The 12,610-nt window shown below is 50.8% G+C and carries 10 protein-coding genes and 1 pseudogene; 6 read left to right on the forward strand and 5 right to left on the reverse strand.

Translation table 11 applies throughout. The features are described from left to right. Positions 1–33: 33 nt before the first annotated feature. Positions 34–213 carry a 50S ribosomal protein L32 gene (gene rpmF / locus HRU77_10675; protein QOJ21114.1) on the reverse strand — a complete coding sequence of 60 codons (180 nt, stop codon included), beginning with the start codon at positions 211–213 and terminating at the stop codon, positions 34–36. Positions 214–231: 18 nt separating this feature from the next. After that, positions 232–747: a DUF177 domain-containing protein gene (locus HRU77_10680; protein QOJ21115.1), complete on the reverse strand. Its 516-nt coding sequence runs from the start codon at positions 745–747 to the stop codon at positions 232–234. Positions 748–803: 56 nt separating this feature from the next. Between HRU77_10680 and maf the strand changes: the two genes are divergently transcribed. The 6 genes from maf to HRU77_10710 all read left to right on the forward strand — a co-directional run bounded on the left by maf (position 804) and on the right by HRU77_10710 (position 8,586). Then, a complete protein-coding gene (gene maf, locus HRU77_10685) occupies positions 804–1,400 on the forward strand; it encodes a septum formation inhibitor Maf (GenBank protein QOJ21116.1) in 597 nt (198 codons plus the stop codon). Between the two features lie 98 nt (positions 1,401–1,498). Next, the gene (locus tag HRU77_10690) at positions 1,499–1,873 is read left to right on the forward strand and encodes a hypothetical protein (protein ID QOJ21117.1); all 375 of its coding nucleotides are present in this window, start codon (positions 1,499–1,501) and stop codon (positions 1,871–1,873) included. 125 nt (positions 1,874–1,998) lie between these two features. After that, a complete protein-coding gene (locus tag HRU77_10695) occupies positions 1,999–3,453 on the forward strand; it encodes a TolC family protein (protein QOJ21118.1) in 1,455 nt (484 codons plus the stop codon). Beyond that, a complete protein-coding gene (locus HRU77_10700; GenBank protein QOJ22142.1) occupies positions 3,446–4,945 on the forward strand; it encodes an efflux RND transporter periplasmic adaptor subunit in 1,500 nt (499 codons plus the stop codon). Before HRU77_10695 ends, HRU77_10700 begins: the two co-directional genes overlap by 8 nt. Positions 4,946–4,979: 34 nt before the next feature. After that, positions 4,980–8,138 (forward strand): CusA/CzcA family heavy metal efflux RND transporter, encoded by a 3,159-nt coding sequence (locus HRU77_10705; GenBank protein QOJ21119.1) that lies wholly within the window; start codon positions 4,980–4,982, stop codon positions 8,136–8,138. A gap of 259 nt (positions 8,139–8,397) precedes the next feature. Next, positions 8,398–8,586, forward strand: coding sequence for a C4-dicarboxylate ABC transporter (locus HRU77_10710; protein QOJ21120.1), 189 nt, complete (start codon positions 8,398–8,400; stop codon positions 8,584–8,586). 376 nt (positions 8,587–8,962) lie between these two features. On the opposite strand, the pseudogene HRU77_10715 reads toward HRU77_10710, so the two are convergent. From HRU77_10715 to HRU77_10725, 3 genes and pseudogenes are all read right to left on the reverse strand, one after another. Then, a pseudogene (locus HRU77_10715) lies at positions 8,963–9,058 on the reverse strand (PEP-CTERM sorting domain-containing protein). A gap of 902 nt (positions 9,059–9,960) precedes the next feature. Beyond that, positions 9,961–10,782 carry an ATP-binding protein gene (locus HRU77_10720; GenBank protein QOJ21121.1) on the reverse strand — a complete coding sequence of 274 codons (822 nt, stop codon included), beginning with the start codon at positions 10,780–10,782 and terminating at the stop codon, positions 9,961–9,963. Further along, complete coding sequence (locus HRU77_10725; GenBank protein ID QOJ21122.1) at positions 10,775–12,301, reverse strand: IS21 family transposase; 1,527 nt, start codon at positions 12,299–12,301, stop codon at positions 10,775–10,777. Before HRU77_10725 ends, HRU77_10720 begins: the two co-directional genes overlap by 8 nt. Positions 12,302–12,610: the final 309 nt, after the last annotated feature.

The raw sequence follows: 12,610 nt of genomic DNA on the forward strand, positions 1-12,610 counted from the left end.
AGTTGATACTATTTGTAGCAATAGAGATGATCTTTAGTCGTTTTTGGTTTTAACCACTTTTTTGCCACGATAATATCCATTCGGACTGATATGGTGACGCAAATGAATTTCCCCAGTGCTGGATTCAACAGCAAGCGGCGGATTGGTCAAAAAATCATGCGAGCGATGCATGCCGCGTTTTGATGGTGATTTTTTATTTTGCTGAACTGCCATGTTAATAACTCCTTGAACTCAATTTGTCTTTTTTAATGCTGCCAATACTGCAAAGGGATGTGCTGATTGTGTTTTGTCGATCAAATCGCTTTCTGCTGATTGTAGTTTAAGCGTACTGCATTCACCCTCCGTGTGGCATGATGCCATCGATAAACTGAGAATAATCTCATCTTCGATTAAATGCGTAACATCCAAGTCAGGCACCGCTAAGATAGCATCGATCGTATCGTCTTCGTCAATAAGATCCAACTCTTCTTCATTTTTGGCTAGTATAAGAAATGTCTGCAAATCAATATGATGCACTAATTTGTCGAGGCAACGCTGGCAATTAAGGTGAATTTTGCCCTGTATTTCTAACTCTAACCCCGGCTTTTCATTCTTGTCGAATCGACCGCTGATTTGATAGATTAGCTCCCCTTCCTGGTCGAAAAGCAGATCATGCAAGCGTACAAAATCGATGAGCGAAATTTTACCCTGGCGACTGCCTGCATTACGTATGAAATCCAGGGAATCTATGACTAACCTATCAGACATAAGGCGCGCATGTTATATTTTTTAATCGTAAGTGTCAAAAAATACAGAAGGAAATTTTGAAAATACAAAATAATACCCAGCTGATCGTATTGGGATCCAGCTCGATTTACCGCAAGGAATTGTTGCAGCGGCTGCAAATCCCCTTTGAAACCAGTCACCCCGAAATTGATGAAACACCGCTGCCCAATGAATCTCCTGCAGAAATGGCCGAACGCCTGGCCGAAGCAAAAGCCCGCGCCGTGGCCAAAGCACATCCGCAAGCGCTCATTATCGGTTCCGATCAAGTGGCGGCATTGGACCATATCCCGCTCGGCAAACCATTGAATCATCAAAATGCGATAAAACAATTGCAATTGGTCCGGGGCAAGGAGGTTGTTTTTCATACTGCGTTATGTTTGTACAATAGTGCCATTGACCGGTTACAGATGAGGATAATTCCCTATCGCGTGAAATTCCGGCCGTTGAGTGACCAGCAGATTGAAAACTATCTGCGCAAGGAGCAACCCTACCACTGTGCCGGCAGTGCGAAGTCGGAGGGGCTTGGAATCGCGCTGATTGAACGCATGACCGGAGATGATCCCAACGGCTTGATCGGATTACCGCTGATTGCGCTGATCGACATGCTGGCGGCGGAGGGTGTGGAAGTTGTTTAATAGTTCATTTTTTCATGAACTTCCTGATTGCAAATAGCATCATTATGTGGAATCATTGCGCTGGAATGAAGTTTTCATTTTTTGTAGATTGATTCGTTATGCGGAAATATCCGGCTTATGCTGTTATCTTTGTGTTGATTGTCAGCATACTGACGAATGGACTGAGCTTATCGTTCAGAGGTGAAGTATTCGCCCATGAGTTGGATCATATTCGCCAATCACTGTCCGCTGATCCTGCAACGCATCTGGAGTCGCATCGAAACAATGTAGCTTGGGACGGTGTCGATCTGGATGCGGCAACGCATTTATGCCTGCACTCTGCGGGACAATACCAGCCGTTCTTCTTTAATTCTCTGCCGCTGCTTCCCGATGTCATCGTGTCGGAAATCATCGCGGTATTTATTTCTTCCTTTATCCCCGAAACAATTCCGGATTTGCCCCTGCGTCCGCCTCGAAACCCACTGATTGCGTAGATTAAACTGAATCGTTGTGTTGTTTATGGATTGCTTGTGGCGATCCCTGATGACGCAAGGAACGGATCAATTCAAATCGATGGTGATCCGTTTCGCGGTTGTGTAGGCCTATGGGGAGGAATTTTATGAGTTTGAGCGATCAGCCGATGATACTCGGCTATCGGGTGGTGGCCCGATTACGGTGCGTATTGCCAGGGTTGATATTTTTGCTGGGTTTCGCGCACCAGCCCCAAGTTAGCGCCGATTCTTTTGGTGCTATGCCGAGCGGCATTCAAAATCAAAGCGCGGAAGCATCCGTGCAGGAAACGGGTGATCTCACATTACGTGACGCCATCAATCTGACTTTACTCCGTAATCCCGAACTGGCGTCGTTCGCCAAGGAAATGCGTGCATTGGAAGGCGCAACCCTGCAAGCGGGGTTATTGAGAAACCCGGAGCTGTCGGTGAATGTTGAAAATCCCGGCAACATACAAAAGCTGAGCGGCGACATCAACTCGCAGGACTCGGTATCGCAGGAGGTGGTGCAGCAGCTGACCACCATCCGTATCGGCCAGTTGATCGAACTGGGCGGCAAGCGTGCCGCCCGGGTCGGCGCCGCCCGGCTGAACGAGGAGTTGGCCGCCAGGGATTATGAATCCAGGCGCGTCGAGATCATAGCGCGCGTGGCGAATGTATTCACCGAAGTGCTGGCCGGTCAGGAGCGGCTCAAGCTGGCGGAAGAAACCAGGCAGCTGGCGCAGAATGTGGTGGACACGGTGGTGTTGCGGGTGCAGGCAGGCAAGGTGCCGCCCATTGAAGAAACCCGAGCCAAAGTCGGATTATCCACAGCGCGCATCGAATTTGAGCAAGCGCAGCGGGATCTGGCGTCGGCGCGAAAACGACTGGCCTTGTTATGGGATAGCGTTACGCCGCAGTTTGCTAAAGCCTTGGGGACGCTGGAAACAGCAATTGCGCCGCCTGATTACCAAATACTGCAAGCGCGTGTTCTGGAAAACCCGATGGCGTTGCGGGCAATGAAGAATATCGAGCATCGCAAAGCGCTGCTCGAAGTCGAGCAAACCCGCCGCATCCCAAATCTGACCCTGAATGCAGGAGCTGTGCATCATGCCCAATTAGGCGGTACCACGGCGGTGGCGGGCGTGATGATTCCATTGCCGTTATTCGATCGCAACCAAGGTAATCTGAAAGAAGCGTATCAGCGCGTGGATAAAGCCGTCGATGAACAAGAAGCGACGGAAGTGCGGCTCAGAACCGAATTGGCGCAATCGTACGAGGCCATGTCGGCCGCTTGGAACGAAATCAATATTTTGCGCGATGAAATTTTGCCCGGCGCCAAGAGTGCCTTCAATGTGATGCGCAGAGGTTACGAATTGGGCAAATTCGGTTTGCTGGAATTGCTCGATGCGCAGCGAGTGCTGTTTCAGAATCAATTGCTCTATGTGCGCGCGCTGGCGAACTATCAACGGCTGATCAACGATATCGAACGCCTGATCGCAGCACCGATCGAGAGCATCAAACCCAACATGAAATCAACGAACGTTAGCCGCAGCGGTGAGAAAAATGGATCAAATGATGAATAAAGCGCGCTTAATGCCCATCCTGATTGTGATCGCCATAGGCGTGGTGCTGGGCGGATTGATTTTGACGCTGGAAAAGCCTTCCGCGGTAACGGCGGAAACAGCGAATGGCGGTGCCGATAATAAAACCGGAGAGGGACAACCGGATACCGGGCCGAGGGGGGGTAAGCTGTTTACTGGCGATGGCTTCGGCTTGGAGTTGACAATTTTTGAAAAAGGCGTGCCGCCGCAATTCCGCGTTTATCTGTATGAAAACGGCAAGTTGCTTCCGCCAGCTGCGGCCAAAGTCTCTATTTCATTGTCGCGCCTTGGCGCACCGATACAACTGATTAAATTTGCGCCCGAAGCGGATTACCTGTTGGGCGATCAAGTGATCGAAGAGCCGCATTCGTTCGACTTGGCGATCGCTGCCGAACACAATGGCCGGACATACCGCTGGGGCTTCAGTCAAGTCGAGGCGCGTCTGGAAATGACCGATGAGATGCTGAAAACGATCGGTGTCGAAATACAAACGGCCGGACCGGCGATCATTAAATCCACACTCAAATTGCCGGGCGAGATTGTGTTTAATCCTGACAGGATCGTGCAGGTGGTGCCGCGTTTGCCGGGGGTGGTGGCGGCAGTGAATTTCGAGCCGGGGCAGATGGTGAAAAAAGGCGATGTGCTGGCGGTGATCGAAAGCCAAATGCTGGCGGATTTGAATAGCCAGTACATGGCGGCACAGAAGCGGCTGGCGCTGGCGCGCACGGTTTATCAACGGGAAAAGCAGTTGTGGGAAGAAAAGATTTCGGCCAAGCAGGATTATCTCGCGGCCGAATTGGCGTTGAACGAGGCCAAGATCGGCTCCGATCTGGCGGCGGAAAAACTCAAAGCGCTCGGCGTGCGTCCCGAAGCGGGATTACCGGCAAAAGAACTGATCCGCTATGAAGTGCGCGCACCGATTTCCGGGCTGATCATTACCCGGACGGTTGCGCTGGGTGCCGTGCTAAAAGACGATGTCACCATTTTTACCGTGGCCGATGTGTCGACGGTCTGGACTGCCATTACGGTGTATCCGAAGGATTTGAGCATCGTCCGGGTCGGGCAGAAAGCCGCGGTCAAGGCTACCGCGTACGATGTCGAAGGCGAAGGCGTCGTCACGTATATCACCACCTTGATCGGCGGGCAGACACGCACGGCTACGGCGCGGGTCATTCTGGATAACCAGGATGGCCGCTGGCATCCCGGCATGTTCGTTAGCGTGGAATTGGTGTCGGACGAAATCGAAGTGCCGGTTGCGGTTTCAGCGCAAGCCATTCAGACATTCCGCGACTCGACCGTGGTGTTCGGCCGCTACGGCGGTTATTTCGAAGCGCGTCCGCTGGAATTGGGCCGCAGCGACGGCAAAATGGTGGAAGTATTGAAAGGGTTCTCTGCTGGCGAACATTATGCTTCCGGCAATAGCTTCGCCATCAAGGCCGATATCGATAAAGCCGGGGCGTCGCATGACCATTAGCCAGTCCTAAGAACACGCTACCCAAGGAAAAATCATGTTTGAACGCATTTTGAAAACGTCGATATACCAGCACGGGCTGGTGTTGCTGGCGGTGCTGGCGATGGCCGCATTCGGCATGTACAACTACATGAAACTGCCGATCGACGCAGTGCCGGACATTACCAACGTGCAGGTGCAAATCAATACCACAGCGCCCGGCTATTCTCCGCTGGAAGCCGAGCAGCGCATCACGTTTCCGATCGAGATAGCGATGTCCGGGTTGCCCGGTCTCGAATATACCCGCTCCTTGTCGCGCTATGGTCTGTCGCAAGTCACGGTGATTTTTAAGGACGGCACCGACATCTACTTGGTGCGGCAACTGGTCAGCCAGCGCATTCAGGAAGTCAGAAGCCGGTTGCCGGTCGGGATTGTGCCGACGATGGGGCCGATTTCCACCGGTTTGGGTGAAATTTTCATGTGGACGATCGATGCCGATCCCGCTGCGCGAAAACCGGACGGCACACCGTACACGTCGATGGATTTGCGCGAATTGCAGGATTGGATCATCAAACCACGCATGCGCATGGTGAAGGGGGTTACGGAGGTCAACTCGGTCGGCGGCTATGTCAAGCAATTTCATGTCGCGCCGTATCCTGAGAAGCTGCTTTCTTTCGGCTTGACGCTACAAGATCTGGTGGTTGCCTTGGAGCGCAACAATCTGAACGTCGGTGCGGGCTATATCGAAAAAAGCGGTGAGCAATACCTGGTCAGGGTGCCCGGGCAGGTGGCCGATCTGGTCGAAATCGGCGATATCCTGCTGGGCAGTAGCCAGGGTGTGCCGATACGCGTCAAAAACGTCGCTGATGTGCTGATCGGAAAGGAATTGCGCACCGGCGCCGCGACCCAGAACGGCCATGAAGTAGTACTGGGCACGGCGCATATGCTGATCGGGGAGAACAGCCGCACCGTTTCGCAGGCGGCGGCGGAGAAGCTGGCCGAGATCAACCGCAGCCTGCCCGCCGGTGTTACGGCGACGGCGGTCTATAACCGCACCATGCTGGTCGACAAAACCATCCACACCGTTTCCAATAACTTGATGGAAGGTGCCGCGCTGGTCATCGTAGTGTTGTTCGTATCGCTCGGCAATCTGCGCGCCGCGCTGATCACCGCGCTGATTATTCCGCTGTCGATGCTGTTTACCATCAGCGGTATGGTGGCCAGCAATGTCAGCGCCAATCTGCTCAGCCTGGGTGCACTCGATTTCGGCATCATCGTCGACGGCGCCGTCATCATTGTCGAAAATTGCATCCGCCGGCTTTCCTTGGAGCAGGAGAAACGAGGGCGGTTATTGTCCGCTGATGAACGCTTCGCGATCGTGTTCGATGCCTCCAAGGAGGTGCGGCAAGCGCTGCTATTTGGGCAGATCATCATCATGGTGGTTTATTTGCCGGTGTTCGCATTGTCCGGCGTGGAAGGCAAGATGTTCCATCCGATGGCGTACACGGTGTTGCTGGCGCTGCTGGGGGCGGTATTTTTGTCGGTGACATTCGTTCCGGCGGCGGTGGCCATGTTCTTGTCCGGCAAAATGATGGAAAAAGAAGGCGCCGCAGTGCAGTGGGCGAAAAATATTTACGCTCCCGCACTTGATACGGCGATGAATAACAAGGGGCTGACGGTGACCATCGCCACCGTCATCGTGATCCTTTCCCTGTTGCTGACCACGCGCATGGGCAGTGAATTCATTCCTAGTCTCGATGAAGAAGACATCGCGCTGCACGCCATCCGCATTCCCGGCACCAGTCTCAGCACGGCCATTGAAATGCAAAATGAGCTGGAAGAGACGATCAAGAAATTTGCCGAGGTGAGCCGGGTATTTTCCAAAATCGGTACGGCGGAAATCGCGACCGACCCGATGCCACCGAGCGTTGCGGATATTTTCATCATTGTCAAACCGCAATCCGAATGGTCGGGGAAGTATCGCAACAAAGAGGAATTGATCGCAGCGATGGAGCAGGCGGTGCTCAAAGTACCGGGTAACAATTACGAATTCACGCAACCGATTCAGATGCGATTTAACGAACTGTTATCTGGCGTGCGCGCGGATGTCGCGGTCAAAGTGTTCGGCGACGATCTCGACGTCATGCTCAATCTCGCCGAGCGCATCGAAAAGATCGTCAAAGCTGTGCCCGGCGCGGCGGATGTACGCATCGAACAAATCACCGGTCTGCCGGTACTGTCGGTGCAAATGAACCGGGAAAAAATGGCGCGTTACGGTCTTAACGGCAGCGATGTGCAAGACGCGATCAATATCGCGATCGGCGGTAGAACCACTGGTTTGATTTTCGAAGGCGACCGTCGTTTCGAACTGCAAGTGCGATTGCCGGAACACTTGCGCGGCGACATCGAGACGCTCAAACGCTTGCCGGTCAAGCTTCCTGTCCTTAATCCGGCGGGTGCGCCGAATGCGCCGGCGGTTCCTTTGCCGGTCTATGTGGCGTTGGGTGAAGTGGCCGACCTGCGCATTGCCAAAGGCCCAAATCAAGTCAGCCGGGAAAACGGTAAACGGCGTGTCGTCATCACCGCGAACGTGCGCGGCCGTGACATCGGGTCGTTCGTCATGGAAGCGGAGGAACATATCGCCAAGCAAGTCAAAATGCCTGCCGGTTATTGGTTATCGTGGGGCGGGCAATTCGAGCAATTGATCATGGCAGCGCAACGCTTGCAGATTGTCATCCCGGTGGCGCTCGGGCTGGTGTTTTTTTTGCTGTACACCATGCTCGGCAGTTTCCGCGATAGCTTACTGGTATTCAGCGCGGTACCGTTGGCGATTACCGGCGGCATCGTGGCACTGTGGTTGCGCGGTATTCCATTGTCGATTTCCGCCGGGGTCGGTTTTATCGCCATGTCCGGCGTGGCGGTACTAGATGGCTTGGTGCTGCTATCGTTCATTCGCGATCTGCGCGAGCAGGGATTGAAACTCGACGACGCCATCCGCACCGGATCGCTGTTGCGGTTGCGCCCGGTGCTGATTACGACCTGGGTGGAGTCGCTGGGCTTCCTACCGATGGCGCTGAGCACCAGTACCGGTGCCGAGGTGCAGCGTACGCTGGCGACGGTGATGATCGGCAGCACGCTGTCGCAGTCGTTGCTGTCATTGCTGGTGGTGCCGGTGTTGTATCAATTGGTGCATCGGAAGAGTGTGGCAGATAAGTGACGCGGTCTTTGAGAAGATTTTGAAGCGCTACTGTGCTGGACAGGCTGTGTTGAAATCAAGCTAAACCTACCCTTGACACTGGCAAATTGCGCTTTGAAATTGCCTTAAATTATTTGAATAAAGTTATCTCACCAATAAATCTATAGACAAATGTAAATTTATTGTGAATAATATGTGAACATTTTGTGAAGTTTTGAATGGCGGCTGTCAAAAAAGACTCTGAAATGATTTCAAATAATTTCTGTTAAAGGGAGTTTTTATGAGAAACAACCAAGTTCTAATTTTCTCCACTATGATTTTGGGGATCGTTTTCTATAACATGGCGGTGGCATTTGAGTTGCCTGAATCCATGATGGGCTGGGTGCTATCCGATATCATTCTTACCTTGTATTTGAGTTATCTCCTGGATACTTTCGTTCGCGGTTCAGCTAAAACAAGAATGCAGTAATTCGTGAAGAAAATTGCATGCCGGCACGGTGATGCGACATGCAGTCATTTATGCTGACCCCGCTGCGATTTAGGGTCGCGGGCGATTGATTTTGCATTTGGAAGATAATATAACGCCCAGATCGAACGAATGTCTCTTCCAGAGTAATTGGATATTGCGGATTTAAGTTCTTGCAGGAACTCGAAAAACGCGGATGGTCGACGATGTGATTCTGAGAGAATGCTTGATTCTATTGAGAAATGATTGATATCGTTTGACTTCTCATTGCACAGCGGTGCTATGCAATGAGAAAAGTGAAAAAACCAACGCTTTATCGATGCTCTGCTGTACCGGCGTAAGCTTGCAGATACGCTTAGCGAGATCAGACGAATTCTTGCTATTTTCTGCGGCGTACGCTGAATCCCACTATACCCAGACCTGCGAGCAGCATTGCATAGGTTTCCGGTTCGGGAACTGCCGACACAGTCATAGAGCTGATATAAAATTGATCGGCATGACTGCCGCCGAATTTAAAGTAGAAATCTTGACCGGTGTGACTCAAGGCGAATTGACCGACATCCTTTGGCAGCAAACCGGTAGTCCAGGTGGAATTGTCGAAACTGTATTGGAAAGTCGCATTAGAAATCCAACCCGTCGTATTGTGTCCTTCTGCGCGAAAACCGACCGAAGATAACGCTACTGATTGATCGAAATGCAACCAGATTTTTTCTTTTGAAGTAATGTTGTCGTCACTGGTGTCACTTTTTAAGTGATAAACGCCTAAGCCGGCGCCGATGGCATCTTTGCCGGAGAGCTTACCGTTGTAACCATTTTCATGATCTTGAACAACCGCAGCGCCTGAACCGAAAGCGCTGCTATCGTATGAGCCTTTCGCATGGACAGTAAGACCGCCATTGGTGAAAGTGAGATCGCCGCTGAGTGATGATGCAATATTAGAGCTGCACAGATCACCGCCGCTGCAAGCAACACCATCTGTTGGCAAGAATCCGCTGTTGACGGAACCGTTGTACTTAAGGTTCGCGAAGTCGAAAACTACGGGGGCCGCTGCAACCGGTCCGCTTGCTAAAGCAAGAAACGTTAAAACAGATAATGAACGCATTTAAAGTACTCCTAAAAATTTTTTATTTCAAAATAATAAGCCTGATTTCCCGTTCAGCTGATGCAATTTTGCTTATTTGAGTTTCATCAAGCAATTTTTCCTAAGTTTGCTTCAACTTTCTCTATTTGTCAATGGCGGAGTAAAAGGGTACCAAATAGCGCGCGAAGAGTGTACCAGTTAGGTTAATAAAAAGAGGGATTTAACCTCTGGTTTTGCGCCTCTGATTTTTTATTTCTTGGGTTTCAGTAAAGGCGCAGTGTTTCCCCTAAAATCTTTTATATTGGTCTGGCATCCTCCTTTTCTATAGGCTTGGTTTGTACTGTCTGCTTTTGCCGTTTCTTGCTTGCGGCCAGGCGATACGATTCTCCATTCATTTCCAGAATATGAACATGATGGGTTAAGCGATCCAACAGCGCACCGGTCAATCGTTCTGATCCCAACACACTGGTCCACTCATCAAATGGTAAATTCGATGTGACTAAAGTGGATCCATGTTCATATCGACGGCTGAATACTTCGAATAAGAGCTCTGAACCAATTGCAGTAAATGGCACATAACCCAGTTCGTCGATGATCAGCAATTTGACGTTGGTCAATTGCTTTTGCAAGGTACGTAATCGCTTTTCATCGCGCGCCTCCATTAACTCATGCACCAGCGCTGCAGCTGTCGTGAATAAAACGCTCATGCCTTTTTGGCAGGCAGCCAGCCCTAAAGCCAATGCGATATGAGTCTTGCCAACGCCTGATGGGCCCAACGCAATGATGTTCTCGCGCTTATCGATCCATTCACAGCGCATCAACTCCAGTATCAATGATTTATTCAGTCCAGGTATTGCAGCAAAGTCGAACGTATCCAGGCTTTTAATTACTGGGAATTTCGCCTGACGTATGCGCCGCTCGGTATTCCGCCGTTCACGATCAATGCATTCCAGTTCGCATAGTCGCAATAAATAGCGTGCATAATCAACATCCTCACGTGCGCATTCGAGTCCCACCTTTTCATATTCACGTGCAAAGGTTGGTAACTTTAGGGTCTTGAAGTGATTGATCAGCAAGACTTGCGGCGCGACCGTGGTGGGAATAGAGGTATCAGTCATAACGCACCTCCGTAGATTGGCTTGACTTGAATCCTTGCAGCAAGCTTAAATACGATCGTGGTTCAGTGGATTTCACGCTGGCACGGGGTAAATAGGGATAGAGCATCAAATCGAGCTTGGCAGGTCGTTGCTCTATCGCGCACAGAATCAAATGCTTGATGGCATCAAAACCAATTGTACCGAACCCCATCGCTTGTTTGATTGCCTGCTCAACTTGCGCTAGGCTAAAATTCTCCAGCAACCGCAAAATCTGGATATATTCCTTGCGGCCACGGCGTTCCATGCGGACTTCCAACACGCGACGCAGCCGATCGAATACTTCAGGTAGTACCCAATCTTGCAAGGGTGCCGCTTGATCGAGCGCACGCGGTTTCTGCTCTAACAATGCCAGGTAGTGCAAGGGGTTGTATATGAATTCTTCCCGACCGTAGCTGCGCGCATGACGTGCAATCGTATCTGTGCCCAGGCAAATCTCTACGCGATCCACATAGCCCTTCACCAGTACCTCCCAGTGACCGTATTGAGTAGGCACCGAGTAATCGTTGCTTCGATAACGCACGAGCGATAATGAAGATACACGCGTGGAAATCTTATGGCAGGCATCAAAAGCAACTGCAGGTAAAGCCATCAATGCAGCCGTATCGCGTTTCATGCGCTCAGCGATGGTTTCAGTTTGACCCCGCAACTTGGCCTGTTGGCGCTTGATGCACCCATCCAACAATTTTGCATTCAGGGCATTAAAATCAGCAGCAATGGGTAGCGGCACCATGAAGTGGCGGCGACTGTAACCAACCATGCCCTCAACTTTCCCCTTGTCGTTGCCTTTGGCCGGTCGCCCAAACTTGTCTTCAAACAGATAGTGGCTCTGCAGCTCGCTGAATGCCTTGGTACGCTGGCGTTTGCCATCGCCCAGTATCTTGGCCACCGCAATCTTGGTGTTGTCGTACAGGATCGATTGCGGTATCCCACCCAAAAATGCAAAGGCAGCAACATGCCCATCCAGAAAGGATTCGGTATCTTCAGTTGGATAGGCTTTGACAAAGCAACCATCCGAATGCGGCATATCAAGGCAGAAATAATGGAATCGAACCAGTTTGCCACCAATATAGCCATCGGCTTCACCAAAGTCTACCTGGGCATGGCCAGGCAAGTGCACTAACGGCATGAACATTTCCTTCTGCCGAATTGCAGCCTTGTTAACATAGTTACGTACGATGGTATAACCACCAGTAAAGCCGTGTTCTTCACGCAACCGCTCCAATATCCGTATCGCAGTATGGCGCTGCTTAACATGCACTTGTTTGTCAGCTTCCAAAATAGCATCAATGATGCCAGTGAAAGGAGCAAGCTTGGGAGATACGGGTTCGCGCTTGCGCCGATAACCCGGCGGTGCAGCGTATTGACACATCTTCTTCACAGTCTTGCGGTGAATTCCAAAATAACGCGCAACTTCGCGCTCGCTTCTGCCTTCTACCATCACCGCACGTCGAATCTTTACATATAGTTCCACTGTATACATCCTCATCGCCTTTCACTTGATGCTAATCGCATCAGCTTACAGGCTTCAGACTGGTACACTTTTATTCCGAGATTCCCGCGAAATTCAGTGCGCCTCAGTGGTACATTTTTACTCCGCTATTTACATCTATTTTTTGGAAATGACAAAAATACAGATGAGATGAGTTTGACTACAGGCAATTACAATACCGGTAAAGACAATGTTGGAGAATAGAACGATACGCCCGATTTATTAGTACCATTGCCCTCAGAAGTACTTTTTTTCTTTCTCATAATCCTATATTACTAACAAATTTCATATTCCCTAAAG

The sequence above is a fragment of the Gammaproteobacteria bacterium genome (assembly GCA_015709615.1).
Classification (GTDB): domain Bacteria; phylum Pseudomonadota; class Gammaproteobacteria; order Burkholderiales; family Nitrosomonadaceae; genus Nitrosomonas.

Bases quoted from the DNA above. Each gene is read 5' to 3' on its own strand.
- rpmF (QOJ21114.1), bottom strand. From the start codon at position 213: ATGGCAGTTCAGCAAAATAAAAAATCACCATCAAAACGCGGCATGCAT.
- HRU77_10680 (QOJ21115.1), bottom strand. From the start codon at position 747: ATGTCTGATAGGTTAGTCATAGATTCCCTGGATTTCATACGTAATGCA.
- HRU77_10690 (QOJ21117.1), top strand. From the start codon at position 1,499: ATGCGGAAATATCCGGCTTATGCTGTTATCTTTGTGTTGATTGTCAGC.
- HRU77_10695 (QOJ21118.1), top strand. From the start codon at position 1,999: ATGAGTTTGAGCGATCAGCCGATGATACTCGGCTATCGGGTGGTGGCC.
- HRU77_10700 (QOJ22142.1), top strand. From the start codon at position 3,446: ATGAATAAAGCGCGCTTAATGCCCATCCTGATTGTGATCGCCATAGGC.
- HRU77_10705 (QOJ21119.1), top strand. From the start codon at position 4,980: ATGTTTGAACGCATTTTGAAAACGTCGATATACCAGCACGGGCTGGTG.
- HRU77_10710 (QOJ21120.1), top strand. From the start codon at position 8,398: ATGAGAAACAACCAAGTTCTAATTTTCTCCACTATGATTTTGGGGATC.
- HRU77_10720 (QOJ21121.1), bottom strand. From the start codon at position 10,782: ATGACTGATACCTCTATTCCCACCACGGTCGCGCCGCAAGTCTTGCTG.
- HRU77_10725 (QOJ21122.1), bottom strand. From the start codon at position 12,301: ATGTATACAGTGGAACTATATGTAAAGATTCGACGTGCGGTGATGGTA.